Here is a 25,420-nt window from a genome sequence, read left to right on the forward strand (position 1 = left end):
CATGTCCAATTCGTCGATCAACTTAGACGAGTTTCGCCAGCGTATCGATCAGCTTGATAGCGAGATTCTAACGCTGATCAGCGAGCGCGCTAGCTGCGCTCAGCAGGTAGCCAACGTTAAGCTGGCTGAAGACAAGGACGCGGTGTTTTATCGCCCTGAGCGAGAGGCTCAGGTGCTGCGCCGCATTATGGCTTTGAACAAAGGGCCGCTCGATTCCGAAGAAATGGCGCGTCTGTTTCGCGAAATTATGTCGGCCTGCTTGGCATTAGAGCAGCCGGTTAAAGTGGCGTATTTAGGTCCTGAGGGTACGTTTACACAGCAGGCGGCACTTAAGCACTTTGGTGAAAGCGCCGTTAGTCTGCCAATGGCGGCTATCGATGAGGTGTTTCGCGAGGTAGAGGCGGGCGCCGTTCATTATGGCGTTGTGCCCGTGGAGAATTCCACTGAAGGTGTGGTCAACCACACCCTTGATACTTTTATGGACTCCTCGATCAAAATTTGTGGTGAGGTGGTGCTGCGTATTCATCATCACCTGCTGGTCAGTGAAACGACCCGCCGTGACAAAGTCTCGCGCATCTATTCACACCCCCAGTCATTCGGCCAGTGCCGTAAATGGCTGGATGCCCACTATCCCCATGCTGAGCGTGTGCCGGTGTCTTCTAATGCTGAAGCGGCAAAGCTGGTGAAAACTGAGTGGCACAGCGCGGCGATTGCTGGCGACATGGCGGCTAAACTTTATGGCCTAGAGCATATCGCCGAGAAGATTGAAGACCGCCCTGATAACTCCACGCGGTTTTTGATTATTGGTAATCAGGATGTGCCGATGGCTGGCGAGGACAAAACCTCCATTGTGGTTGCTATGCGCAACCAGCCGGGTACGTTGCACGCGCTGCTAGAGCCGTTCCATCGCCATCAAATTGACTTAACCCGCCTTGAAACGCGTCCTTCGCGTACTGGTGTTTGGAATTACGTCTTTTTCATTGATTTTAAAGGCCATCGTGATGAGCCACGCGTTGCCGCGGTGCTTGAAGAAGTACGGCTGCGTGCGGCTGACTTGCGGGTGCTAGGTTCTTATCCCATAGGCGTGCTGTGACATTGATGGCATCGGAACATCTCTGTCAGTCTGCATCTCATGAGTCGCGGTTGTTAATTGTTGGCTTAGGGTTAATTGGCGGTTCATTGGCATCCGCGCTTCGCGTGGCGGGTTTTCAGGGGCAGATAGTTGCCTGCGATCCTGATGAGCATGAGATCGCTCGCGGGATTGAAATGGGCTTGATCGATTCAGGTGGCACTTGTCTTGCTGAACAGGTGGAAGGGGCCTCTATGATCGTGCTGGCAGTGCCGGTGCTGGCCATGGAGAGCGTTATGGCTAACCTAGCCGATGCGCTGCCAAGGGCTGCCCCGAATGTCGTTATGACGGATGTCGGCAGTACTAAGGCAACCATTCGGGCCTGCGCGCTGCGTGTGTTTGGCAGAGTGCCGACTAACTTGGTGTTAGGCCACCCGATTGCAGGTTCAGAAAAAAGCGGTGTAGCAGCCGCAAACCCACAATTATATGTGGATCATAAAGTAATTCTGACACCAGAGCCTGACGTTGACCGCGATGCTTTGGATCGAGTCCGCAGGCTATGGCAAGACTGCGGTGCCGAGGTGGTGGAGATGGACGTTGAGCGCCATGACCAGGTATTGGCACGGACCAGCCACTTGCCGCATTTATTGGCATTTTCGCTAGTTGATACGCTTGCTCGTCAGGATGAGCGACTCGATATTTTTCGCTATGCGGCGGGTGGTTTTCGTGATTTTACGCGGATTGCGGGTAGCGATCCGGTCATGTGGCGAGATATTTTTATCGCCAATAAACACGCGGTATTGGCATCGCTAGATGATTTTGAAGCAGGGCTTGGGCGCCTTCGTCATGCGGTAGAGTCCGGTGATAGCGATGCGCTGATTGCCACCTTTGATCGCGCCAGCCATGCCCGGCACTATTTCGACTCTTTATTGAATAAAACCAGCTATCAGGCGGAATATCATATGCAACCACAAGGTAAGGTGACCTACCGTGTGCGGCCAGGCGGCCAAGCAAAAGGGCATTTGCGCGTGCCGGGCGATAAGTCTATGTCTCATCGCTCTATAATGCTGGGTGCGCTGGCGGAAGGTGTGACTGAAGTTAAAGGCTTTTTAGAGGGCGAAGATAGCTTAGCGACGCTGCAGGCATTTCGTGAAATGGGCGTGGCGATTGAGGGGCCGCAGCAGGGGAGAGTTACTATTCATGGCGTAGGCCTGCACGGTCTAAAGGCGCCTGCTGGGCCGCTATACGTGGGTAATTCCGGCACCGCTATGCGACTTTTTTCTGGTCTGCTGGCCGGTCAGGCATTCGACAGCGAGCTAACCGGCGATGAATCGCTAACTAAGCGGCCGATGGGGCGCGTAGCCGATCCGCTGCGCCTAATGGGAGCGACGATCGATACCGCTGAGGGCGGACGTCCGCCGCTCAAAATTCGCGGTGCCGCTGCGCTGAAAGGCATTCATTACGATATGCCTATGGCCAGTGCGCAGGTGAAGTCTTGCCTATTGTTAGCCGGATTGTACGCACAGGGCGAAACGCGAGTGCGTGAGCCTGCCCCCACGCGTGATCACACTGAGCGCATGCTTAACGGTTTCGGCTATGCGGTTTCTCGTGATGGCGATACGTGCTGGCTTCAGGGCGGCGGCAAGCTGTCCGCAGCTCCTATCGACGTGCCATCGGATATCTCTTCAGCGACGTTTTTCTTAGTCGCGGCGGCGATTACCCCAGAGGCTGATATTACCCTTGAGCACGTGGGCATTAACCCAACGCGCATAGGTGTGATTAATATCCTTACCTTGATGGGCGCTAATTTGCTGCTAGAGAATGAGCGCGAAGTGGGCGGCGAGCCGGTGGCGGATATACGCATTCGCTACGCACCGCTAAAGGGAATCGATATCCCCGTTGATCAAGTGCCGCTGGCGATTGACGAGTTTCCTGCGCTGTTTATTGCCGCTGCAAATGCAGAGGGCATAACGCGGCTTAGAGGGGCAGAAGAGCTGCGCGTTAAAGAATCAGATCGTATTCAGGCAATGGCGGATGGCCTTGCTACTCTAGGCGTTCAGCACACCGTAGTAGAAGACGGCATCGATATTACCGGTAATGGTAATGCGCAGGTCGCCAGCTATGGCGGTGGGCGCATTGATAGCCTGGGTGACCATCGTATTGCTATGGCCTTTGCGATCGCTTCGCTGCGCGCTGGTGATGACATTGTCATTGAAGACTGTGCCAACGTGGCCACCTCTTTCCCGGATTTTGTTGAGTTAGCCACGCGTATAGGCATGGGCATCAGCGTGGAGGGCGCGCATGAATGACCGTGTCCCCGTTCTGACGATTGATGGCCCCGGCGGTGCCGGTAAAGGCACTATCAGCTGTTTAGTAGCAGAGAGGTTGGGCTGGCATCTGCTAGATAGCGGTGCGCTTTATCGGTTAACGGCGCAGGCGGCCATTAATCATGATGTGGCCGCAGACGATGAAATTGCTTTAGCGCGTTTAGCTGAGCAGTTGGATGTTGCGTTCCCGATTGAGGATGGCCGGCCGCGAACAATGCTTGAAGGTGATGATGTCGGCCAAGTCATTCGCACCGAAGACGCCGGTGAGCGTGCTTCGCGGGTGGCCGCTTTGCCATTAGTGCGCCAAGCTCTCTTGCAACGCCAGCGTGATTTTTGTCAAGCGCCGGGGCTTGTGGCGGACGGTCGCGATATGGGAACGGTGGTCTTTCCTGATGCCCCGCTGAAGATTTTTTTAACGGCGAGCGCCGACGAACGCGCTCGCCGGCGCTATCTGCAGTTGCAGGAAGCCGGGGTGGATGCTAGTCTTCCGAGTCTTTTAAAGGAGATTCAGGCACGCGATGCACGTGATATGCAGCGCAGCGTGGCACCTCTCAAGCCGGCAGATGATGCCATAACGCTTGATACCACGCGTCTGAGCATACCGGAAGTGGTTGATCGACTGACCGAACTGCTAGCCCAACGTGGGCTTGTAAGCGGCGTGTGATTCTCCCTTGCGGCGCTTTTGGATAGGTGTCACGACGTGGCAGGGCACTAAACTCACATCGGTGAGCCCGGTCAGGTCTAACCAGCGTTAACACCCCCGAAGGCTGAGTGACATTAGGCCCGCACTTGCTGGTGGTGCGGAGAAGGCATTTATGCCTCAACAACGTAATTACGTAGGAACACCATGAGCGAAAGCTTTGCTGAGCTGTTTGAACAGTCTCTTAACGACATCAACATGGAGCCAGGCGCTATTGTCGCCGCTCAAGTTGTCGACATTGACGGTGACTGGGTTACTGTCAACGCTGGTCTGAAATCTGAAGGTCAGATCCCTGCATCACAGTTCCGCGATGAACACGGTAATCTGAACATCGCTATCGGTGACGACGTACATGTTGCACTTGAAGCCGTTGAAGATGGTTTCGGTGAAACGCGTCTGTCCCGTGAAAAAGCCAAGCGTGCAGAAGCTTGGAAGATTCTGGAAGCAGCCTTCGAGAAAGACGAAATCATCAAGGGCGTTATTAACGGTAAGGTTAAAGGCGGCTTTACGGTCGAAGTTGACTCTATCCGTGCCTTCTTGCCGGGTTCGTTGGTTGACGTTCGTCCAGTTCGCGATACTGCGCACCTGGAAAATAAAGAGCTAGACTTTAAAGTCATCAAGCTCGATCCGAAACGTAACAACGTTGTTGTATCTCGTCGTGCGGTTCTGGAAGCAGAGAACAGTGCTGAGCGCGAAGCGCTTCTGGCCACTCTGCAAGAAGGTCAGCAGATTAAAGGTATCGTTAAAAACCTGACAGACTACGGCGCTTTCGTAGACCTAGGTGGTGTTGACGGCCTGCTGCACATTACTGACATGGCGTGGAAGCGTATTAAGCACCCGTCTGAGATCGTTGCTGTTGGTGACGAGATTAACGTCAAAGTTCTGAAGTTTGACCGTGAGCGTAATCGCGTTTCACTGGGTCTGAAGCAGTTGGGCGAAGATCCGTGGGTCAATATCAAAGAGCGTTATCCGGAAAGCATGAAAGTGCACGCGGTCGTCACTAATCTGACTGACTACGGCTGCTTTGCTGAGCTGGAAGAAGGCGTTGAAGGTTTAGTTCACGTTTCTGAAATGGACTGGACTAACAAAAACATCCATCCGTCTAAAGTCGTTCAAGTGGGCGATGATGTTGACGTCATGGTGTTGGATATCGACGAAGAGCGTCGTCGTATTTCTCTGGGTATCAAGCAGTGTACTGCTAACCCGTGGGAAACTTTCAACACTGATTACAACAAGGGCGACCGTGTTTCAGGTACCATCAAGTCAATCACTGACTTCGGTATCTTCATCGGCCTTGAAGGTGGTATCGACGGTCTAGTTCACCTGTCTGATATTTCTTGGACTGATACTGGCGAAGAAGCCGTACGCAGCTTTAAGAAAGGCGACGAAGCTGAAGCCGTTATTTTGTCTATTGATCCAGAGCGTGAGCGTATCTCGCTGGGTATCAAGCAGATGGATTCAGACCCCGTTGCTGAGTATCTGTCAGTTAACGATAAGGGCAGCATCGTAACCGGTCGCGTCATTGAAGTTGATGCTAAAGAAGCTCAGGTTGAGCTGGCGACTGACGTTATTGCTGTGCTGAAGGCTTCTGAAATCAGTGCTGATCGCGTTGAAGATGCGCGTAATGTATTGAATGAAGGTGACAGCGTCGAAGCACGTATTGTTAGCGTTGATCGTAAGAGCCGTCAGATTAATCTGTCGGTTAAAGCGAAGGACCAAGACGATACGCGTCAGAACCTTAAAAAACTGCGTGATCAAGAGCCGGAAACTGCAGGTGGTCCGACCACTATCGGTGATCTAATCAAGCAGCAAATGGGCCAAGACTAATAGTATATTAGTTATTGGTTTGTAAAAGCGCCGCCCTTATGGGCGGCGCTTTTGTTTGTAATATATGAATTGTCGGGCTTTCATATTGATTGAAACTGGTTAGGGTTCAAGCTGATTAAAATGCTATAAGTTTTAAAAACGAATAGTAATTGAGTAAAAATCAACTAGACTGTTGTCAGTTAGCTATTTTACAGGAATAATGTCCTAGCATTCTGAACTAGTGGGTGCCAGTGTTGTAAAGTCTGCACCTAAGCCAGTTGGACCCTGTTCAGTTGGATATGATACTAAAGGAACCCCGATGTCATTACTTAACGAATATATTCAAAAAGAACAACAGCTAAAACAGCTGCAGGAAGACCTTCAGCGTCTAGAGGGCGATCAGCGGCTAAAAAGCGAATTAGAGTTCAAAGCTAAACTTGAAGCTCTGATGACAGAATTTGGAAAGCGCCCGAGTGACGTTATTGCATTGTTAGATCCTGCTGCTGAGCAACGTGGTGGTGCTAAAGTCACCGCAAGTGGCAATGCGCGTCGTAAGCGTCGTCTTAAAATTTATAAAAATCCTAAGACGGGCGAAGTAATCGAAACGCGTGGCGGCAATCACAAAGGCCTGCGTAGCTGGAAAGATGAGCATGGCGATGAAGCCGTTGAATCTTGGCTGGTACGCATGGAAGACTAAGCTATTTAGTCACCGGCATTTCTTTATAGAAATGCCGGTTTTTTATTGGCAACATACATGTTTATGCTTCAACCTCGTAAGAGTTATTCTAATCGCGCGTTAACTGTTTGCATCCAGCATGTATAGCTCAGTGCCAGCTGTGCCTCAATAGCTGTTTGTCAGTCTCTATGTAGAATGTTCTCCCGTGAAGGCTTTTTTGGGGGAGGGGGCGAAGGCTTTGTTACTGTGTGCGACGAGTGATCTATGGCGCGGTAAGGCATACAGCCGTTGTGAGTAGTGACTGGGTCTGAACTGTTTTTGACACCGCTTGAACTATGCAAAATAAGCATGGTCTTTGTCCCTACGGCGTAACTCATTTACGCTATATTAATGAGGTAAATGGCAGCAATATGGCGGTATGCGATAGCTGTATTTATCTTTTCTGTAAAGTACTTTGCTAGTGGTCGTTCTTATCGCTTTGGAAAATATGGCGATCATATCGTCATCCAGGCAAGTAGATGGTAATTAAATATTGCCTAATCGTTTCACGTGTTTGATATCTGCTTTAAAGAAAATGCTGCGTTGGTAGTCATATCAATCATTTCAAGCAAGGTGTAAATGAAACATCGATGAAATATCAAAAGGTTCAAAAGCAGTTAGATGAGCGCGATAAGCTGCGTAAATTTCGTGAGTTAGACGATGCTTTTGCGCAAGCATTGCGCCAGTTAGATGACCCCGATAGTGATTTCGATATTCCTACAGGGCCACCGGTACGATCGCTTGCAACGCTTGAACAAGATGATTTGGACGCGAAGCAGGAAGAGCAACAGCATGAGCAGGGGCGTATTTTTCAGCAGCGCTTTGAAGCATTGTTAAGCGAATATGATTTTACGCATTATGATTTAGCAGAACTGTCTGAGACGCTACTTTCCCATGGATTATGGCAACGAGACACGGTGCCTAGCGGTGAGCAGTCTTAAGTAAGGCGTGGGGAGTTACCCTGCGCTACCTGTAGCGATAAACGCGTATGCTCGGTAGAAATATTTCCTGTTCTATTTTCTCATCACGACGTCGAGCGCGAGTACGGGTTGTGGGGGGGTGTAGCGCAGGTAGATTAATGTGTGGCAGCCGCTGATTGTTATCGGGTACAAATATGGGCATAGCGGCATTTAATGCTTGTCTTGAATGTCCGTCTGCAAGCGGTTCGGTAAAAAATAAGTTTGCACGCATCAGCGGTGCCTGTGTTTGTACCTGAGCAAGGATCTCACTGCTTGGGATGCCCGCTAGTTGACGCAATTGGATGCGGATATGAGAGGCATCGGTATCTAGCTGTAATAGCTTATGTTCTGCTTCTTGTACCGTTAGTCGCTTAATGGAACGGCCGCTGCTATACCACGCAAAACGAACGCGTGAAACAGGTGCCTGTGCGATAGGTAGCTGCCGCCAACTTTGCTTAAGATGCAAGCGTGCTAGCCCGTTGCGTTGAAGCACCGCATCAACATGCGGGTGGCGCTTAGGTAGGCGGTTTTTAGCATCGCTGAGAGACTGTGGGTGAGCTTCTTTCGTGCGCTGTAGCAGTTCGCTAAATATTTTTTTAGCTTGATTGATAGCGCCTATCGCGGCAAGCAGCTCATCGTTCGCTGCCACTATAGAAATGTAATTGCGTGTTTCACGACCATCTTGATCCTGCCCATGCCACATATCGAACAGTGCTTCCCGCAGCCAGTGATGCGAAGGCGTCGTTTGATGAAAGACCCAAGTCGCCGGTGATTGTTGCTCGTATAGCGAGGCAGCGGTATCTATGGTGGCGAGTAAATAGTCAAACTGCTGCTCTAGTTTGAGCAGCAGTTGATAGGCGGCGGGTGACGCTGATCCTGGTTTATTGGTAGTCATGGTTAGTTACGTGGCTCGCTAAGGCCGCTTTGATTGACGTTTTTGTCTAAGAAAGGGGCGCATCTTTATCCGCTTGCGCTAACAGTGTTTCGATATCAGCTTCATCCATCGCCGATTCACCTGATATACGGTGTGATTCGTCGGCCCAGGCGCCTAAATCTAACAGCTGACAGCGTTTGCTGCAGAAAGGGCGATACGTACTTTCTGGTAGCCACTGAACGGGCTTGGCGCACTGTGGGCAGTTAACCTCGAGTGGGGAATCATTTGCAGGGCTAGCCATAAAAACTCCGTTTGCGGTAACAAATGCGATGGATCAGCAGTTAAGTAGCTGCCGGTAGGATGCATCAAGTCGTGCCACTTGCTTTCTCATGCTCGCGTGGTCACCACTGTTATCAATCACATCATCTGCCTTTGCTAGCCGTTGGTCGCGTGTAAGTTGGGCCGCGAGAATAGCACGCACCTGGCTTTCACTCACCCCATCTCGCATTAGCGTCCTGGATAGTTGCAGCGCTTGGGGCACATCAACAACGATGCAGCGGCTGACCAGCTCGCTTTGACCCGATTCAAACAGTAGCGGCGACACTAGCAGAACATACGGCGCGCCCTGGGATTTAAGCCGCTTCAAGTGCTCTAGAATACGCTCGCGTATTTTGGGGTGCGTGACTGATTCTAGCCACAGCCGTTGTTCTGGATCTTTAAATACAATGTCACGTAAAACGGCGCGATTGAGCGTGCCATCATCTTGGCAAATGATATGAGCACCAAAGCGATTTTTAATCGCGATCAGCGCGGGCTCCCCGGCGGCAACTACGTCTCTAGCAACATCGTCGGCATCAATCCAGGCGGCGCCAAACGTTTCAAAGGCACGAGCAACGGTAGACTTACCTGATCCAATCCCCCCGGTTAATCCGATAATCATTAGCGCCTCATATAGTGAAGTGTCAAATGGCTAAGTTTTAAATGGCTAAGTGTTAAATAATCATACTGACATATAGCGACATAAGCTCATCACCGACTAATAATGCTACCCAGCCCGCGAGCGCTAGGAATGGGCCGAAGGGTAGTGGCTTCCCACGCAAATGTGGCAAACAGGCTTGTGCGATGAGCCCTACCATAGCTCCAAGCCCTGCGGAAAGGATTAGCAACAGTGGTAAAAAGCTCCATCCCAGCCAAGCGCCAAGTGCTGCGAGTAGCTTGAAGTCGCCAAAGCCCATACCTTCTTTACCAGTGAGCAGTTTGAATAGCCAATAAAAACTCCACAGGATTAAGTAACCTGCCATTGCGCCAATGACGGCATCCGATAGCATAAACGGTTGGAAGATAAGCTGGAACAGCAACCCTGCCCATAGCAAGGGGATGGTGATTACGTCGGGTAGCAGCTGAGTGCGAAAGTCGATCACGGCGAGCGCCAGCAGCATCAGGCAGGCGGCATAAATAAACGCTGATTGTGCGTTTAGTCCGTGAAGCGATAACACCGCTAGGGCTAGTAGGCCGCCGGCTATTTCCACTAGGGGATATTGTAAGCTAATGCCGATTTTACACTCTGCGCAGCGCCCACGACGCTTTACCCAGCCGATAACAGGCAGATTGTCGTGCCAAGCAATAGGGGTTTCGCAGCGTGGACACATAGAGCCAGGTGTTGCTAAGTTAAAGCGCGTTGATTGTTCTTCATCTAGTTCAAGAGCTGCGCGAGCCTCGCTGCGCCAATGATGCATTAACATCACAGGCAGGCGTGTAATCACGATGTTGAGAAAACTACCCAGGCACAGCCCAACCATTAAAGTCAGTAGCCATACGATAAGCGAAGGGTGGTACATATCGCTCCTTAGCATTTTGAAATGATAGAACTTAGAGAGCAGAACCTAACTCGAAGATAGGTAAATACATCGAGACCACAACGCCACCTACCACAGCACCTAATATAACAATGATAATGGGTTCCATGAGCGACGTTAGCGCATCGACTTTATTATCGACGTCTTCCTCATAATAATCGGCGATACGATTAAGCATGGCGTCTAATGAGCCAGCCTCTTCCCCGACCCCTATCATTTGAATAGCAATAGGTGGAAAGCAGTTTGTCATACGCATAGAAAAATGTAACGGATGCCCGGTGGCGACATCCCGACGTGTTTGTAGCACCGCACGCTCATACACCTTATTGCCTGTGGCTCCGGCGCTTATATCTAGACCCTCGACCAGGGGGATGCCAGAAGCGAACGTCGTTGCTAAAGTGCGTGAAAAGCGCGCCAGGGCGGATTTGTGTGCAATATCGCCTATCACGGGTAAGTGAAGCAGCACTGTATGCATGCGGTAGGCAGCTCTTGGGGAACGCTGAATACTTATTTTGAGTAGCAGCACAGCGATACCCATCACGGCCAGCACTGCGAGCCAGTAGCGCTGAGCAAGCTCGGACAAATTCACTGTCATCTGCGTTAGTGCCGGTAGCTCCGCGCCAAAATTATGAAACATAGCCTCGAACTCGGGCACAACTTTGATTAACAGCAGCATGGTCACTGCAGTGCCAATCGCCAAAACGGTGCAGGGATACCACAGCGCTTTTTTAACACGCGCTTTCAACGACGCCACTTTTTCCTTGTAGGTGGCAACACGATCGAGCATTTGATCCAGCGCACCAGATTGTTCACCTGCATTTATTAAGTTAACAAACAGCCGATCAAAGTATTTTGGATGATGGGCTAAGGCGTCAGAAAAGCTAGAGCCTGACGAAATATCACTCATCAGCCGTTGCATGACGGCCACCATGGCAGGTTTCTTCAAGCTTTCAGTGACCACTTGAAGCGCTTGCAGTAAGGGAATGCCCGCTCGAATCATTGTTGCCATCTGGCGGGCAAATAGCGTGATGTCACTAGCGTTAATGCGGCTACTGCCGACTACGTTGCTTTTCTTGCTGATGCGCCTGATAACGATATCTTGCTTGCGCAATGCTGCGGCTATTTCAGCCTTATTGCTTCCTATCATTTCACCACTTAATGACCTGTCTTGAGGCCCTTTGCCGATCCATTTCCAGCGCGAAAGCTTAGTGGCACGAGTTGGGCGCAGGCGTGTCGTGTTGGCCATGCCTTACTCCTTGCTCACTCGGTGGATCTCTTCAAGGCTAGTAACACCCTGCATTACTTTTAATAAGCCGTTGCGATGAAGGCTGAGAAAGCCTTCTCGACGGGCCTGTTGATCGATATCCAGCGCGTTAGCATCACGCAGTATTAGCTGGCGAATGGCATCGGTGATAGGCACCACTTCATAAAGGCCGATACGACCTTTATAACCTTGCGTGCAGTGGCTGCAGCTGGCAGCTTTGTAGATAGGCGAGTGAAGAATTTCGTCATCACAGAAGCCTTGTTTACGTAATATCTCATGAGGAATTTCCGCAGGCTCTTTGCAATGTGGGCAAAGCTTGCGCGCCAAGCGTTGTGCAATGATGAGCGTAACCGCGCTAGCGATGTTAAATGATGAAATACCCATTTGAGCAAGCCGTGTGAGCGTTTCAGCAGCTGAGTTAGTGTGCACCGTCGATAGCACCAAGTGGCCTGTCTGCGCTGCTTTGACAGCAATATCAGCTGTTTCAAGATCTCGAATTTCACCGACCATGATTACGTCCGGATCTTGGCGCAAAAATGCCCGTAGGGAGCTTGCAAAATCAAGGCCTATTTTTGGTAGCACGCTTACCTGGTTGATACCGGGCACCTTGATTTCAACAGGGTCTTCTGCAGTACAAATATTGCGCTCAACTTTATTGAGAATATTAATACCGGTATAGAGCGAAACGGTTTTACCACTACCGGTAGGCCCTGTTACTAGGATCATGCCTTGAGGCTGGCTTAACGCTTGCTGATAGTGGTCACGCTGTTCATCGGCAAAGCCTAGCTGTTCGATGCTTAGCTGGGCGGTGTTGGGATCTAGAATTCGAAGCACTATCTTTTCACCATAGACCGTGGGCAGCGAATTAATCCTGAAGTCGAGAGCTCGCGTGCGCGACATATTGATTTTTAGTGAGCCATCCTGCGGCAGCCGTCGTTCTGAGATGTCTAAGCGCGCCATGACTTTTAAACGAGCAGCAATCCTTTTGCACAATGCTAGCGGAGGCTGTGCAACTTCAACGAGCAGTCCGTCTATGCGAAAGCGTACGCGATAAAGTGTTTCATAGGGCTCAAAATGAATGTCGGACGCGCCACGACGAACCGCATCCGACACGATGTTATTAACAAATCTTACAACGGGCGCATCATCACTGTCCTGAAAGGACTTTTCTAGGGGCCTTTCGTGATCCATGTGCTGCCTAGCCACAGTGTTTAAGTCGTTAATAGCTGCATCAATAGTATCCAGTTCATTTAGCGTGTCATCTTCATGCTCATCTAAACAAAGATAGCGATTAAGAGATGCAGAGATTTGATCTGCAGGTGCGAGTATGCATTCAATATTAAGTCCCGTGGCTATTTGCAGTTCATCCAGCGTTGTCAATGTCGATGGATAAGCGACCGCCACGATTAAATGCTGGCCATGGCGCGACAATGGAAAAGCTTGAAGGCGCTGCAGTAGCTTAGCTGGGCATTCAGATGCTGGTGGTAAGCTATTAATATTAACGTCATCAAGATTGATGATGGGAAGCCTATGCTCATAGCCCGCTATTACCGCTGCTTCGGCATTGTCAACCAGTCCGCTATCAATAACATGCTGAAAATAAGATATTTTTAGATTGTTTGCCTCTATTTCCATCGCGTCTGCTTGTGACTCCGTCAATAGCCCATGATGGACAAGGCGGCGTTTAGTATTAAAAGCGTCAGCGTTAGGCATAGAATGGCTTACCGTAGGCTTAATATATGACTGACTCATCTGAAAACCTATGTTAGATAGGCGTAAACGGATGCTTGTATCTTTCTTGGGCAGCTTAATCTGCCAGCTTAGCGCGATTTTTGATGATAATAATAGAGTGGTTTTAAATTAATTATCAGTTGTTTCTAGCTTGTAATATTAAATAAAATGAGCTATTTTTAATTTTTATAGCTCATTATAATTAGTTGTATATTTAATTTTATTAAAAAATATCAGGAGCTTAACTGTGCCATTATCATTAAGAGAAATGCGGGTAATCCGATGCAGTAATCAGCGCGGCTTCACGCTGATCGAACTGATGATCGTTGTGGCTATTATTGGGGTTTTGGCGTCCTTCGCGGTGCCCCAGTATCAGAACTATGTAGGGCGTGCGCAGGTGGGTGAGGCCTTGAGTTTAATGTCGCCTGTCAAAGCAGCTCTTTCTGAGTACCGTATAACGCACGGTGAATTTCCTGATGATAATGAGCAAGCAGGGCTCTCTGCGCCAGACCAGCTCTCGGGCAGATATGTTGCGCGTATTGATGTTTCACCAGAAGAGCCGGGCGTAACAGTAATCACAATGCAAGATAATTCGGTTGTTAGTGACTTAGCAGGTGGCACGCTAGTTTTTGATCCTAATGGGGAAGGTGGTGAGGGTATTAATTGGGAGTGCAGAGTGGGTGGTGACAACGAGATCGATCCTAAATTTTTGCCTTCTGAATGTCGTTGAATTCTTGAATTAAGGGTTAACACGATGGGTATAACGTTACGCTCAGATAAGAGGGGCTAGTCCGCGCTAAATATATTCATTAAAAGCTGATGCGACTCGAAAATTATCCCTTGTCAGCTTATGGTGTGTAGTTATATCCATTAGTCATCCTAAATAGGAGATTCAATGACTGACCACACGCTATCGTCGCGGCTCAAAATCGCCATTTCCATTGCTGAAGAAGCCGGCCAGATGATTGTTCGCGCTCGTGAGCAACAAGGTTTTTCACGGCGGATGAAAAAAGACAATGAACTGGTAACGGATGTTGATGTTGCCGTTGATCAACTTATTAGTAAGCGGTTAGAAGAGCACTTTCCAAGCGAAGCACGAATGAGTGAAGAACTCGCCCCAGAAAGCGCTGTGCATGTGGAAGCATCACATCTTTGGGTCGTAGATCCCATCGATGGCACGGTCAATTTTGCCCAGGGATTGCGTCACGTAGCAGTCTCAATAGGGTGGATGGAAGAGGGTATTGCCAAAGTGGGCGTTGTTCATGCGCCATTTTTAGGCGAAACCTTTAGTGCTGTAGAAGGTGGAGGCGCTTTTTGCAATGGTCAACCCATTCAGCCGAGCAATGCAGACTCGCTGATGCATACCTTGGTCGGTACAGGCTTTCCTTATCGTCATGAGTCGCGTAAACAGCTGCTAAAGCGTTTAGAAGCAGTGCTAATGCACTGCCAAGATCTTCGTCGCAATGGTGCGGCCGCGCTAGATTTATGCGATGTTGCCTGTGGACGCTTAGATGCCTATTACGAAAGTGTTTCGCCCTGGGATTTTGTTGCAGGATGGGTAATAGCACGAGAAGCGGGCGCACGAGTAGGGCACTTATACGAAGTGCCGTCAGCGGTGCCAGCTGATCTCTACTCAGAGCATTTGCTCGTGGCCGCGCCTGGCGTGTATGACGCCATGGCGTATCTTCTGCTTGAAGCTGATCAACGCGAGTGAAGAGGGTATGAAAGGTAACAGTGGGGTGTGACAAATACTTGAAAAGAAACGCTATAAGGGCTTTTCATTTGTTCACGAACCGGCTAGTATACGCACCGTCTTGAGGCAAAGATGTAAAGTCCAATAAAGACAGCGGAGCGTGGCGCAGCTTGGTAGCGCGTTGCAATGGGGTTGCAAAGGTCGCAGGTTCGAATCCTGTCGCTCCGACCAAATATTTTGAAAAACGCCGCTTAGGTTAAAACCGAGCGGCGTTTTTTTGTGTGTTTCGTATGGTCCGGAGCGAGTGCATTAGACCAGCCATTAGCTATTCATTAATGGTGAATACAGGAATCCGCATCAACGTTGCAAGCTGAGAGCGGTCTTGCAATAAGTCGGCAAGGGTATATTGATCTAATACGCTAAGAAATGCCGATAGCGCATCCGCCAATATGGGCCTCAATCGGCATGAGGGCGTTATCACACAGCTGTTATCGTCACGAAAACACTCGACCAACGCCATCTCGCTCTCAGTGTCACGAATCAACGCCCCTAAAGAAATTGTTTCTGGCTGTCGGCAAAGCAGCAACCCGCCATTTTTACCGCGTATTGCGGTGAGATACCCTTTTTGATTGAGCTCCTGGACGATTTTCATTAGATGATTGCTTGAGATGGAAAATGCCTCAGCAATTTCTTTGATCGTCGACCGTTCTTCTCCCTTAACCGCGAGATATAGCAGTACGCGAATTGAGTAATCGGTATAGCGAGTTAGGTGCATATACAAGCCATCAGCGCAAGAAAGGGCTCATTGTACGGCGTGCCAAGGCATGCTGAAACGATATTCACGATATGTTTACGCCTTGAGGAAAACTTGGTACCTTAAAGATGTATTTAAAATATATCTTATGAGGTGCTTATGTTGACTCCTGCGCAAGAAGGCATTATTCAAATGACTGCTCCTGTAGTGGCTGAGCATCTGAACGCCATTGCTCAGCGCTTTTATCCGCTTATGTTTGAACGCTACCCTCAGGTAAAACCATTATTTAACTCGACGCATCAAAAAAATGGCGGCCAGCCGCGCGCGCTAGCAGGCATGATCTTGGCCTATGTTCAACTGCGCCAGTCGCCGCAGAAAGCGCGTGAAACGTTAGAGATAGTGGTCAATAAACATGTAGCCTTGGATATTCAACCGGGTCAGTATCCAATTGTCGGTGAGTGTTTAATGGCGGCCATTGGAGAAGTACTCGGAGATGCCATTACGCCCGAAATAGCCGATGCATGGAGTGGGTTGTATCAGGAGCTGGCGAGTATCTTGATAGACATGGAAAAACAGCGCTATAACAGCTTTGAGCAACAGCCCGGTGGCTGGCGTGGCACGCGTCGTTTTCGTATTGCGCAAACCAAGCAGGAAAGCAGCGTTATTCGTTCGTTTATTCTAGAACCTGAAGACGGTCAGGAAGTCGCCGCCCATCTACCTGGGCAGTATATTGGTGTGAAGCTGTCTATCGACGGGGAGCCGGTTTATCGGCACTACAGCCTCTCAGATGTACCCAATGGCCACTCTTATCGGCTTTCCATAAAGCGCGAAGATTATGGTGTTGCTAGTCGACACTTTCACGATCAGCTGAGCGTCGGTGACATTATTGAGCTGCTGCCTCCCGCCGGTGAGTTGATCTTGGCCGGTGAGAACGAGCCGCTGCTTTTGATTAGCGGCGGCGTTGGTCAAACGCCCTTGCTGCCAATGGTTAAACAGGCGCTTAAGCAAGGAAGAAACGTCACCTACCTACATGCCGCATTAGATATTGAACATCACGCGTTTGCCGATGCTCTGGTTGAGCTGCGCACGTCCTACCCTGAGCAGCTAAATACGGTCATTATTTACGAAAACCAGGCGGGCGGTGATCATCAAGGTCGAATCAACAACGCGCTGCTAGCTAACTATTTGTCACCACAGGCTCGCTGCTATTTCGTTGGGCCGCATGCCTTTATGGCGCTGGTAAATCAAGAGTTAGAGCGGCTAGGTGTGCCGGCATCAATGCGCCACTTTGAACACTTTGGACCGGCTGAAGCGTTAAATGCGGCTTAAGTAACAAATGTTATGCCGCTGAGGTTAGTCAAATTAAGCCCTTTCTAGATAAGAAGTGATGCTTGCAGTGGCCATATTGCCGCTGCCCTTTGTCAGCACGTCCCAATAAATGTCCACGAAATGCCGCACTGAAGAAGGACTGGCAAACCCATGGAGGATGGCTTGTGTCGAAGAGACATTATATTGTTTAAAGTATGCAAACGGTTCACTAAAAAAACCAAGGGGTAGTGGTGAGTAGCGCTTTCCGTTAAGCTCCTCAGCAATTTTATCTGATGTTTTGAGGTGATTGTATGTGGAGCCTTGTCAGGCTGTCTGCCATATCACTATCGTTGTTGATGATAGCTGGTTGCTCAGATCCAAAAATTGATACTAGCTCCATGCCTGCGTCAGTCGTTTCTGTCGAAAACGTGCGTGAATCACTGCCTGTTTATAAACGAAACGATTTTGATAAAGCGCTGATCATCATTGCTACCGCGACCTTTGGTGGCATCGATATTCTTAATCCGCAGCGTATGAATGCCGCTGAGATTGCCGAGTTGGCTAATGCTCAAATGCATGGGCTGACGGGAGACGAAGTCATTAAGCGTGCTGATGAGATACTGCGAGAACGGCGCTCAAGAGAGCGCGAGCAAGCCATTCGAACATTGTCCCGCCTTCAAGAAAAGCAGGCGAAAGCAGCAAGCGATAAAGAGCAGCTAGCGCGTTTTAGCATTGATGAAGCTCGATTTTATATCAGCGAGAGTCCTTATGGCGCTCCCGAACCTGTTATTGAGCTTAAAATGACCAATGATACCGGCCAGGCCTTATCGCAGCTTTTCCTGAGGGGGGTGGTGATGAGTCCTGGCCGGGAAACGCCCTGGGTTGATGAAACCTTCTATTACATCATTGCCGGTGGCATTGAGGCGGGGGAGACCCAGTCGCTGAGTCTTGCGCCCAACCGGTTTGGGCCATGGGGAAACGTGGAGATTCCTGAAAGCGCGACGCTAACGATTAGCGTGGAAGGCGTGCGCGGCCAAGACGATCAGGCACTGTGGGATTCATCCGATTTGACGGATAGTGAAATAGACAGACTAGAGCGTTTGCGCGATCAATATGGAGATGCCATGGCATCCTCAGCAAAGTAGCGACTGAAAAAAATGCCAAAACGTTAAAAGCGCTATCGGTTGCCCGGTAGCGCTTTTTTTGATTGGTTAGAGCCTACATGCCGCCGTTACTTTCCTTCCATTTGATCCGCTAAAGCTGCGGCCATTGCCTCTTTCCATTCACCTTCGCTAAGACCCCAATGGGCCATTTCTGCTTGGTCTGCCTGCCCTTCAACAGCATTACGAAGTTTGTCGGTAGAGCTGCTTTCATAGCAATGTTTTGCGAAGTCTTTCGTTTTGCCACTATTAAGTTGATCAATCATCGGCATCGTGAATTCCTTTCAGCAGTGAATGAGTGAGTCGTACGCTCTTTAAGTCATTACGTTAGGGCTGATTTTTATAAATTGGTTCCCCTGCATGCCTGAACGCCCCGCGTTGGCACTATCGGATGACCAAGGTATCTACAAAAATTTTGCATGCGATGGCGGCAAGAAGCAGCATGATAAGGTTGTCAAACCAACGGTGAGGCAGACGTTTACCTAAGCTGGCGCCAAACGGCATAGTGATTAGCAGCACCATCAAGGCGATCATGCTGAGCATGAAACGTTCCCATGTGAGAATGCCAGTGGCAATGAGTGCCGGCAGTTGCACGCTGGTAATCGCGACAAAGAAAACCGATATTGAGCCAATAAACACGCGTCGTTCAAGCTGCATCGCATTAAGAAAAGTCACCGAAGCCGGTGCCGACATGCCTGCTGCTCCTTGAAGAATGCCTGCCATTAGCCCTGCAGGAATAACCACGCGTTTAGCTGTTTCAAAAGAGAGCGTGAAGTGGCGTCTGGTCAATTTAATGACCAGATACATGACAATCGCACAAGCCACCCCGAGTGACAGCATGTCGGGCGATAATATTACGAGCCCCCAGGTTCCCAATAGAATGCCCAGGCCGCCAGCGATAGAAAAAACGGCTAAAAAGCGAAGTGGCAATAAATCATGACGGTACTGCCATATCTGTAAGGCGTTACTAAACAGGTTTGGTGCAATCAGAATCGCGATAGCGAGCTGCACGTCGTACAGCATCGTGAGAATAGGTACGACAATAACCGGGACACCTGACCCTATCGCGCCTTTGACGATTCCAGCAATTAACAACGTAATAAACGCAATTAGCATGGGCGGGTCCGGTGATAGCTAAAAAGTCAGCCGCCTTACCTAGGCGGCTGAATGGTGAGTAGGCGGCAATTTGATTACACGCCCGGCTATTTCAACACATAGCAGGGCGTGTAGGGCTGCCCATCAAGCTTCATACGACCCTGAGCGACGAAGGAGGTCAATAGCTCATCTAGGCGGTGCATCAACTCAGGTTCAGCCGTCAGCTCGAAGGGGCCGTGGGCTTTAATTGCACGAATACCGGGTTCTTTTACGTTGCCGGCGACAATCCCTGAAAAAGCACGGCGTAGATTAGCCGCCAGCTCGTGAGTTGGCTGTTGGCGATGCAGTGCCAGGGCGCGCATTGCTTCATGGGTCGGTTCGAAGGGCGCTTGAAAGTCACGTGCAATCGTCAGGCGCCAGTTGTAGTAGAAAGCGTCCTGATGCGCGCGCCGGAATTCAGCAATCTCATCGATACCTTGACGCATGCTACGTGCAACGGCTACCGGATCACCGGTAATAATGGTGTAGTAGCGACGAATATCCTCGCCAAGGGTATAAACTAAAAACTCGTCTATTTTTTGGAAGTAGGCTGCCGAATCAGCCGGGCCGCTAAAAATTAGCGGGAAAGGAATATCTTTGTTGCTAGGATGCAGCAAAATGCCCAGCAAATAGAGAATCTCCTCTGCGGTACCCACGCCGCCAGGAAAAACGATTATGCCATGCCCTAAACGCACAAAGGCCTCTAAGCGCTTTTCAATATCCGGCATAACGACTAGTTCATTGACGATAGGATTAGGCGCTTCGGCCGCAATTATGCCGGGCTCTGAAATGCCTAAATAACGCCCTTCTTTACGTCGCTGTTTAGCATGAGCAACGTTTGCGCCTTTCATCGGCCCTTTCATGGCGCCAGGTCCGCAGCCGGTACAAATATCTAAATCGCGTAGGCCCAGGTGGTAACCGACATCTTTAGTGTATTCGTACTCTTCCCGCGAAATGGAGTGGCCGCCCCAGCAGACGACTAAACTTGGGTCGCGACCGGGCTTTAACGTGCCCGCTTTGCGTAGAATATGAAAAACCGCATTAGTGGTACCTTCCCCAGTGCTCAGGTCGAAGCGGTTATGGTGGTGAATCTCATTATAAACGTACACAATATCGCGAATGATCGACGACAGATGCTCACGAATGCCACGAATCATTCGGCCGTCGACAAATGCTTCTGCTGGTGCGTTAGTCAGCTTTAGGCGAATGCCGCGATCTTGTTGCAATACCTCAATATCGAAATCTTTGTAGGCTTCTAAAATAGCGAGGCTATCGTCGGTGGGATTGCCGCAATTCAGCACTGCCAGTGCACAGCGTCTTAGCAGGTCATGCAGACCGTTTTGAGACGTGTTATGGAGTCGATTTACTTCATGTTGAGAAAGTACTTCGAGGCTTCCCTCAGGGGAAATGATGCTCGAAAGGGTGGCGCGAGGTTGAACGTTTGCGGTCATTAGTGAGGCTGTCCATGATCGTTTGATAACTGCTTTATGCATACTATCACGCTCAAGCAGTGGGTACAGCGCAGCGGGAGCGTATCGCAGCTGTGCTATTATAAGCGTTATAAAGTGATGGCGACTAAAGAGCCTCTTGCTTAGTAAGGCTGTTTCGTAGAGGCCGTTTGTATAGATTTTTTTAAACACTGCCTTGTCAAAACTGTCTCAAAAAACTGTTCCCCCAAAACTGCTCCAAAAGACTGTTCCCAAGGCCATGGCGATTAACTATGTTTAATGCCCAGTATTTTCGTACCTTTATCACGCTTGTAGAAACAGGGAGTTTTACACGCACCGCGCACCGCTTAGAGATGACTCAGCCTGGCGTAAGCCAGCATGTTCGTAAGTTGGAGCGATACTTAAATAAAGAGCTGCTGGAACGTAAGGGGCGTAGCTTTACGCTCACCGAAACGGGCCGCCGAGCCTACGACTATGCCTTGAAGCTGTTTGCCGATCACGAGCAGTTCCGCCATGGTCTGGACGATGACTCTTTAGACAGCGGCGATTGCCGGATAGCATCCCCTGGAAGTGTCGGTCTGATGTTTTATCCGTTTATCTTAGGGCAGCAGCAAATGCATCCTAACTTAACGGTCAATTACAGCTTTGCCTTTAATCATGAAATTGTGAATGACCTTCTTGATGGGCGTTACGACATAGGGATTGTGACTGAGGCAATGAGCCATTCTGAGCTTGATTGCTCGCTTTGGCACCAGGAGCCGCTGTGCTTAGTCGTACCCGCTGATTTTGCTGGCAGTACCTTGTCAGATTTAATGGGTATTGGCTTTCTGAATTATTACGATGGCATCAACCATGCTAACGCGCTGCTACGCGCGAATTATCCGGATGAGTTTCGTTCGATGACGCATTTCCGGCATCAGGGTTTTACCAATGAAGTGAGCATGGTGTTAGATGCGGTCGCCAGGGGGCTGGGATTTACGGTGGTATCGAGGCTGGTGCTAGAAACCTCGCCCTGGCAGCGTCAGGTTAAAGAGCTTAATTTGCCAAATGCGGTCAATGAAGTGCTGTATCTATTACGTCGGCGTGACTCCGTTTTGCCAAAGCGCTATGAGAAGCTGTTGAACGGATTTCATGCTCAACGTTTGCAAGAAAAAACGCCCCTGTTGCCGTTGAATATCTCGGCATCAGAGGCGTTGTGATTAATCGACGTTACGACTCGCGGTATTCGTCGATGCTTGGGCAAGAGCAAATCAACTGGCGATCGCCAAAGACATTGTCGACGCGGTTAACGGCAGGCCAGTATTTAGCCGCCTGAACAGCAGGTGTCGGAAACGCTGCTAACTGGCGGTCATAAGGCCGCTGCCAGTCGTTATCCATAAGGTCCGCCTGCGTATGCGGTGCATTCACAAGCGGGTTATTATCCTGCGGCCACTCGCCACGCTCGACACGCGCAATCTCTTCCCGAATAGCAATCATCGCATCGCAGAAACGGTCGATTTCATACAGCGACTCAGACTCTGTCGGCTCAATCATCAGCGTGCCAGGCACAGGGAAAGACATAGTCGGTGCGTGGAAGCCATAGTCCATTAAGCGCTTAGCGATATCTTCTTCGCTAATCCCAGAGGCGCCTTTAAGCGGACGAATATCAATGATGCATTCGTGTGCCACTGTGCCATTCTTTCCGCGATAAAGAATAGGAAAGGATGTTTCTAAGCGCTTGGCAATGTAGTTGGCGTTGAGGATGGCAAGTTCGGTTGCTTCCCGCAGCCCGCGAGCGCCCATCATCTTAATATAAGCCCAGGAAATGGGCAGAATAGACGCGCTGCCGAAGGCTGCCGCGGAGACGGCGCCGCTATCCGCATTAACGCCGCTGATGGGCGTTACGACGTGGTTAGAGACATAGGGCGCAAGGTGCGCTTTAACGCCAATAGGCCCCATGCCCGGGCCGCCGCCACCGTGAGGAATACAGAAGGTTTTATGCAGGTTGAGGTGGGAAACATCGCCACCAAAATCACCGGGTCGCGTTAAACCTACTTGGGCATTCATGTTGGCGCCATCGATATACACCTGGCCACCGTTGTCATGAACAACGTCGCAGGCTTCCCGTACGCTCGTTTCAAACACGCCGTGCGTAGAAGGGTAGGTCAGCATAATGGCTGATAGCTGGTCGCGGTGTTGCTCGGCTTTAGCGCGCAGGTCCGCCATATCAATGTTGCCATTTTGGTCGCATTCAACCACCACCACCTTCATCTGCACCATGGCCGCTGAGGCAGGGTTGGTGCCGTGGGCAGAGCTAGGAATTAAGCAGACATCGCGATGGCTTTCACCCTGTGCGGCCTGGTAACGGCGAATGGCTACTAACCCTGCATATTCGCCCTGTGCACCGGAGTTTGGCTGCATCGAAAGATGGTCGTAGCCTGTCACTTCAACCAGGAAAGCCGAGAGTTCGTCGATCATCTGATGGTAGCCCGCCACTTGGTCGCGAGGCGCAAACGGGTGCAGGTGCGCAAACGATGGCCAGGAGACGGGGATCATTTCGCTGGTGGCGTTAAGCTTCATGGTGCAAGAGCCGAGCGGGATCATCGCGTGTGCTAGCGATAGATCCTTATTCTCAAGGCGCTTTAAGTAGCGAAGCATTTCAGTTTCACTGCGGTAGCGGCTAAACGTCGGGTGACTCAAAAAGTCACTTTCACGCTGGCAGCTAGAGGGAATGCCCGATAGGCCGCTTGCAATGACCTGCTCGTCTAGCACTGCGACAGAAAGGCCGTGCTCATCACCTAGCAAAACATCAAACAGCGTTGCTATATCGTGGGCCGTGGTTGTTTCATCCAGGCTGATGCCCACATCGCCATTGGCAAAGTAGTGTAGGTTAATGTCATGGGTCATGGCGCTGCCATGAATCTTGCCTGCATCAACGCCGGTTAAGCACAGCGTATCAAACCAGCTGCCATGGGCGAGCGACACACCGGCATGCTTAAGACCTTCGGCAAGTAACGTTGCCAAGCGGTGAACGCGACCGGCAATTTTACGTAGGCCTTCAGCACCGTGATAAGTGGCGTAGAAACCGGCGATATTGGCCAGCAGCGCCTGGGCAGTACAAATATTAGACGTTGCCTTTTCGCGACGAATATGCTGCTCGCGCGTTTGCATGGCCATGCGCAGTGCCGTATTACCACGGCTATCTTTAGACACTCCGATAATGCGTCCAGGAATGGAGCGTTTAAGTTTGTCGGAGGTGGCGAAGAACGCTGCGTGTGGGCCGCCAAAACCCATCGGCACGCCAAAGCGCTGTGAGTTGCCAACGACGATGTCGGCACCCAGCTGGCCGGGCTCTTTCAGCACCACAAGACTCAATAGATCGGTGGCAACGCAGGTCATAATATTGCGTTCAGCGGCCTGACTTATCAGCGGCGCAAGATCACGCACCTGACCACTTGCTGAGGGGTATTGAACCAATGCGCCGAACACATCATGCTGGGCTAAGTCTTCAGCGGCACCAACAATGAGTTCAAAGCCAAAAAACTCGGCGCGTGTTTTGACGACATCAAGCGTTTGTGGGAAAACGTCGTCGGCCACGAAAAAAGCGTTGGACTTGCTTTTTTTATTGCCACGTTTGCAAAGCGCCATGGCTTCGGCAGCGGCGGTTGCTTCGTCTAGTAGTGAAGCATTGGCAAGCTCCATGCCGGTTAAATCCATCACGACCTGCTGGAAATTTAGCAAGCCTTCAAGACGGCCTTGGGAGATCTCTGGCTGATAGGGCGTGTAAGCCGTATACCAGCCGGGATTTTCTAGCACGTTGCGCTGGATAACCGCGGGCATATGAGTGCCGTAATAGCCTTGGCCAATATAGCTTTTAACCACGCGATTTTGCCGCGCAAGCTGCGCTAAGTAATCGAGTGCTTCTGCTTCGCTGCGCGGATCGTCAAGCGCTAGCTCGCGCCCAAGGCGAATGTCACTTGGCACCGTTTGCTCAATTAAATCGTCCATGTCCTTCATGTTGAGCGCGTTTAGCATGCTAGATACGTCGTCGGCATTGGGGCCGTTATGACGTTTAATAAAAGCATCGTGATCGGCCAGCTCGGCCAGGCGGCGTGTTTCAAAAGACATGAGGTAGATTCCGGACGTTAGAAGAGAACCGTGCAGCGGCAAAAAGCGAAGAGCCCGCCAGAAACGGCAGGCTCTACTATCGTATTAGTCGTCAGCGCCAAGCGTTGCTTGATACGCATCTGCGTCTAGCAGGTCTTCGAGAGCCGCGTCATCAATGCGTACTTTCATGATCCAGCCGCCGTCATAAGGAGAGTCATTGACTGTTTCTGGAGAGTCTTCAAGCGCTTCATTGACATCGATGACCTCACCATTCACGGGTGAGTAAAGATCAGATGCCGCTTTGACAGACTCAATAACACCGAACTCCTGACCTTTCGTAAGCACTGCACCTACTTCAGGTAATTCGACAAAAACCACATCACCTAACGCTTGCTGAGCGTGATCGGTAATACCTATTGTGAGGGTGCCGTCTTGATGATCAAGCACCCACTCGTGACTTGCAGCATAACGAAGATTTGCGGGAAGGTTGCTCATGATAATTTCCTATATGAAGCGGTTTTCTGTATCTAAGCATA

At 50.3% G+C, this 25,420-nt stretch carries 23 protein-coding genes and 1 tRNA gene; 12 read left to right on the forward strand and 12 right to left on the reverse strand.

The features are described from left to right. Position 1: 1 nt before the first annotated feature. The 6 genes from pheA to ACT3TF_RS11395 all read left to right on the forward strand — a co-directional run bounded on the left by pheA (position 2) and on the right by ACT3TF_RS11395 (position 7,558). Positions 2-1,093: a prephenate dehydratase gene (gene pheA, locus ACT3TF_RS11370; protein WP_096280211.1), complete on the forward strand. Its 1,092-nt coding sequence runs from the start codon at positions 2-4 to the stop codon at positions 1,091-1,093. 5 nt (positions 1,094-1,098) lie between these two features. Further along, on the forward strand, positions 1,099-3,378 hold the full coding sequence (locus ACT3TF_RS11375) for a bifunctional prephenate dehydrogenase/3-phosphoshikimate 1-carboxyvinyltransferase (RefSeq protein ID WP_444672236.1): 2,280 nt from the start codon (positions 1,099-1,101) through the stop codon (positions 3,376-3,378). Continuing rightward, positions 3,371-4,060, forward strand: coding sequence for a (d)CMP kinase (cmk, locus tag ACT3TF_RS11380; protein ID WP_444672237.1), 690 nt, complete (start codon positions 3,371-3,373; stop codon positions 4,058-4,060). Before ACT3TF_RS11375 ends, cmk begins: the two co-directional genes overlap by 8 nt. Before the next feature lie 183 nt (positions 4,061-4,243). After that, positions 4,244-5,923, forward strand: a complete 1,680-nt coding sequence (rpsA, locus tag ACT3TF_RS11385; RefSeq protein ID WP_235042212.1) for a 30S ribosomal protein S1 — start codon at positions 4,244-4,246, stop codon at positions 5,921-5,923. Between the two features lie 298 nt (positions 5,924-6,221). Next, the gene (locus tag ACT3TF_RS11390; protein WP_235042213.1) at positions 6,222-6,599 is read left to right on the forward strand and encodes a histone-like nucleoid-structuring protein, MvaT/MvaU family; all 378 of its coding nucleotides are present in this window, start codon (positions 6,222-6,224) and stop codon (positions 6,597-6,599) included. Positions 6,600-7,207: 608 nt separating this feature from the next. Further along, positions 7,208-7,558 (forward strand): hypothetical protein, encoded by a 351-nt coding sequence (locus tag ACT3TF_RS11395; RefSeq protein ID WP_441684411.1) that lies wholly within the window; start codon positions 7,208-7,210, stop codon positions 7,556-7,558. Between the two features lie 25 nt (positions 7,559-7,583). Here ACT3TF_RS11395 and ACT3TF_RS11400 read toward each other — a convergent pair whose 3' ends face one another. Genes ACT3TF_RS11400 through pilB form a run of 6 tightly spaced genes read right to left on the reverse strand, consistent with a single transcriptional unit; the run spans position 7,584 to position 13,322 of the window. Beyond that, positions 7,584-8,471, reverse strand: a complete 888-nt coding sequence (locus tag ACT3TF_RS11400) for a DNA replication terminus site-binding protein (protein ID WP_441684410.1) — start codon at positions 8,469-8,471, stop codon at positions 7,584-7,586. Between the two features lie 46 nt (positions 8,472-8,517). Continuing rightward, a complete protein-coding gene (gene yacG / locus ACT3TF_RS11405) occupies positions 8,518-8,751 on the reverse strand; it encodes a DNA gyrase inhibitor YacG (RefSeq protein ID WP_096280201.1) in 234 nt (77 codons plus the stop codon). A 33-nt stretch (positions 8,752-8,784) separates the two neighbouring features. Continuing rightward, complete coding sequence (gene coaE, locus ACT3TF_RS11410) at positions 8,785-9,390, reverse strand: dephospho-CoA kinase (RefSeq protein WP_444625484.1); 606 nt, start codon at positions 9,388-9,390, stop codon at positions 8,785-8,787. A gap of 52 nt (positions 9,391-9,442) precedes the next feature. Beyond that, positions 9,443-10,288: a prepilin peptidase gene (locus tag ACT3TF_RS11415; protein ID WP_441684408.1), complete on the reverse strand. Its 846-nt coding sequence runs from the start codon at positions 10,286-10,288 to the stop codon at positions 9,443-9,445. A gap of 31 nt (positions 10,289-10,319) precedes the next feature. Then, positions 10,320-11,552 carry a type II secretion system F family protein gene (locus tag ACT3TF_RS11420; RefSeq protein ID WP_444672238.1) on the reverse strand — a complete coding sequence of 411 codons (1,233 nt, stop codon included), beginning with the start codon at positions 11,550-11,552 and terminating at the stop codon, positions 10,320-10,322. 3 nt (positions 11,553-11,555) lie between these two features. Further along, positions 11,556-13,322, reverse strand: a complete 1,767-nt coding sequence (pilB, locus tag ACT3TF_RS11425) for a type IV-A pilus assembly ATPase PilB (protein WP_444672239.1) — start codon at positions 13,320-13,322, stop codon at positions 11,556-11,558. A gap of 226 nt (positions 13,323-13,548) precedes the next feature. Here pilB and ACT3TF_RS11430 point away from each other — a divergent pair, with 226 nt between their 5' ends. The 3 genes from ACT3TF_RS11430 (at position 13,549) to ACT3TF_RS11440 (ending at position 15,225) form a co-directional block, all read left to right on the forward strand. Beyond that, a complete protein-coding gene (locus ACT3TF_RS11430) occupies positions 13,549-14,031 on the forward strand; it encodes a pilin (RefSeq protein WP_444672240.1) in 483 nt (160 codons plus the stop codon). Positions 14,032-14,196: 165 nt separating this feature from the next. Further along, positions 14,197-15,015 (forward strand): inositol monophosphatase family protein, encoded by an 819-nt coding sequence (locus ACT3TF_RS11435; RefSeq protein WP_444672241.1) that lies wholly within the window; start codon positions 14,197-14,199, stop codon positions 15,013-15,015. A 133-nt stretch (positions 15,016-15,148) separates the two neighbouring features. After that, positions 15,149-15,225, forward strand: a tRNA-Pro gene (locus ACT3TF_RS11440). A 94-nt stretch (positions 15,226-15,319) separates the two neighbouring features. On the opposite strand, the gene ACT3TF_RS11445 is transcribed toward ACT3TF_RS11440, so the two are convergent. Next, positions 15,320-15,769, reverse strand: a complete 450-nt coding sequence (locus ACT3TF_RS11445) for an RrF2 family transcriptional regulator (protein ID WP_444625478.1) — start codon at positions 15,767-15,769, stop codon at positions 15,320-15,322. 138 nt (positions 15,770-15,907) lie between these two features. On the opposite strand from ACT3TF_RS11445, the gene hmpA reads away from it, so the two are divergent. Further along, positions 15,908-17,077 (forward strand): NO-inducible flavohemoprotein, encoded by a 1,170-nt coding sequence (hmpA, locus tag ACT3TF_RS11450; RefSeq protein ID WP_444672242.1) that lies wholly within the window; start codon positions 15,908-15,910, stop codon positions 17,075-17,077. Between the two features lie 290 nt (positions 17,078-17,367). Continuing rightward, entirely contained in the window at positions 17,368-18,201 is an 834-nt protein-coding gene (locus ACT3TF_RS11455) for a DUF6694 family lipoprotein (protein ID WP_441683742.1), read from the forward strand. Between the two features lie 86 nt (positions 18,202-18,287). Here the strand turns inward: ACT3TF_RS11455 and ACT3TF_RS11460 are convergent, their stop codons facing one another. The 3 genes from ACT3TF_RS11460 to ppnN form a co-directional block, all read right to left on the reverse strand. Further along, positions 18,288-18,488 (reverse strand): hypothetical protein, encoded by a 201-nt coding sequence (locus ACT3TF_RS11460; protein ID WP_235042223.1) that lies wholly within the window; start codon positions 18,486-18,488, stop codon positions 18,288-18,290. A gap of 112 nt (positions 18,489-18,600) precedes the next feature. Next, entirely contained in the window at positions 18,601-19,332 is a 732-nt protein-coding gene (locus tag ACT3TF_RS11465; protein WP_444672243.1) for a sulfite exporter TauE/SafE family protein, read from the reverse strand. Between the two features lie 86 nt (positions 19,333-19,418). After that, on the reverse strand, positions 19,419-20,801 hold the full coding sequence (gene ppnN, locus ACT3TF_RS11470) for a nucleotide 5'-monophosphate nucleosidase PpnN (RefSeq protein WP_441683738.1): 1,383 nt from the start codon (positions 20,799-20,801) through the stop codon (positions 19,419-19,421). A gap of 269 nt (positions 20,802-21,070) precedes the next feature. Between ppnN and ACT3TF_RS11475 the strand changes: the two genes are divergently transcribed. Continuing rightward, positions 21,071-21,997, forward strand: a complete 927-nt coding sequence (locus ACT3TF_RS11475) for a LysR family transcriptional regulator (protein ID WP_444672244.1) — start codon at positions 21,071-21,073, stop codon at positions 21,995-21,997. 10 nt (positions 21,998-22,007) lie between these two features. On the opposite strand, the gene gcvP is transcribed toward ACT3TF_RS11475, so the two are convergent. Together gcvP and gcvH are read right to left on the reverse strand one after the other, a co-directional pair. After that, the gene (gene gcvP / locus ACT3TF_RS11480) at positions 22,008-24,905 is read right to left on the reverse strand and encodes an aminomethyl-transferring glycine dehydrogenase (RefSeq protein ID WP_444672245.1); all 2,898 of its coding nucleotides are present in this window, start codon (positions 24,903-24,905) and stop codon (positions 22,008-22,010) included. 84 nt (positions 24,906-24,989) lie between these two features. Next, a complete protein-coding gene (gcvH, locus tag ACT3TF_RS11485; RefSeq protein ID WP_096280173.1) occupies positions 24,990-25,379 on the reverse strand; it encodes a glycine cleavage system protein GcvH in 390 nt (129 codons plus the stop codon). Between the last annotated feature and the right edge of the window lie 41 nt (positions 25,380-25,420).

This window comes from Halomonas sp. AOP25-F1-15 (assembly GCF_052378675.1).
Classification (GTDB): domain Bacteria; phylum Pseudomonadota; class Gammaproteobacteria; order Pseudomonadales; family Halomonadaceae; genus Vreelandella; species Vreelandella casei.

Coding starts and splice junctions, on each gene's coding strand:
- pheA (WP_096280211.1), top strand. CDS start 2: ATGTCCAATTCGTCGATCAACTTAGACGAGTTTCGCCAGCGTATCGAT.
- ACT3TF_RS11375 (WP_444672236.1), top strand. CDS start 1,099: ATGGCATCGGAACATCTCTGTCAGTCTGCATCTCATGAGTCGCGGTTG.
- cmk (WP_444672237.1), top strand. CDS start 3,371: ATGAATGACCGTGTCCCCGTTCTGACGATTGATGGCCCCGGCGGTGCC.
- rpsA (WP_235042212.1), top strand. CDS start 4,244: ATGAGCGAAAGCTTTGCTGAGCTGTTTGAACAGTCTCTTAACGACATC.
- ACT3TF_RS11390 (WP_235042213.1), top strand. CDS start 6,222: ATGTCATTACTTAACGAATATATTCAAAAAGAACAACAGCTAAAACAG.
- ACT3TF_RS11395 (WP_441684411.1), top strand. CDS start 7,208: ATGAAATATCAAAAGGTTCAAAAGCAGTTAGATGAGCGCGATAAGCTG.
- ACT3TF_RS11400 (WP_441684410.1), bottom strand. CDS start 8,471: ATGACTACCAATAAACCAGGATCAGCGTCACCCGCCGCCTATCAACTG.
- yacG (WP_096280201.1), bottom strand. CDS start 8,751: ATGGCTAGCCCTGCAAATGATTCCCCACTCGAGGTTAACTGCCCACAG.
- coaE (WP_444625484.1), bottom strand. CDS start 9,390: ATGATTATCGGATTAACCGGGGGGATTGGATCAGGTAAGTCTACCGTT.
- ACT3TF_RS11415 (WP_441684408.1), bottom strand. CDS start 10,288: ATGTACCACCCTTCGCTTATCGTATGGCTACTGACTTTAATGGTTGGG.
- ACT3TF_RS11420 (WP_444672238.1), bottom strand. CDS start 11,552: ATGGCCAACACGACACGCCTGCGCCCAACTCGTGCCACTAAGCTTTCG.
- pilB (WP_444672239.1), bottom strand. CDS start 13,322: ATGAGTCAGTCATATATTAAGCCTACGGTAAGCCATTCTATGCCTAAC.
- ACT3TF_RS11435 (WP_444672241.1), top strand. CDS start 14,197: ATGACTGACCACACGCTATCGTCGCGGCTCAAAATCGCCATTTCCATT.
- ACT3TF_RS11445 (WP_444625478.1), bottom strand. CDS start 15,769: ATGCACCTAACTCGCTATACCGATTACTCAATTCGCGTACTGCTATAT.
- hmpA (WP_444672242.1), top strand. CDS start 15,908: ATGTTGACTCCTGCGCAAGAAGGCATTATTCAAATGACTGCTCCTGTA.
- ACT3TF_RS11455 (WP_441683742.1), top strand. CDS start 17,368: ATGTGGAGCCTTGTCAGGCTGTCTGCCATATCACTATCGTTGTTGATG.
- ACT3TF_RS11460 (WP_235042223.1), bottom strand. CDS start 18,488: ATGCCGATGATTGATCAACTTAATAGTGGCAAAACGAAAGACTTCGCA.
- ACT3TF_RS11465 (WP_444672243.1), bottom strand. CDS start 19,332: ATGCTAATTGCGTTTATTACGTTGTTAATTGCTGGAATCGTCAAAGGC.
- ppnN (WP_441683738.1), bottom strand. CDS start 20,801: ATGACCGCAAACGTTCAACCTCGCGCCACCCTTTCGAGCATCATTTCC.
- ACT3TF_RS11475 (WP_444672244.1), top strand. CDS start 21,071: ATGTTTAATGCCCAGTATTTTCGTACCTTTATCACGCTTGTAGAAACA.
- gcvP (WP_444672245.1), bottom strand. CDS start 24,905: ATGTCTTTTGAAACACGCCGCCTGGCCGAGCTGGCCGATCACGATGCT.
- gcvH (WP_096280173.1), bottom strand. CDS start 25,379: ATGAGCAACCTTCCCGCAAATCTTCGTTATGCTGCAAGTCACGAGTGG.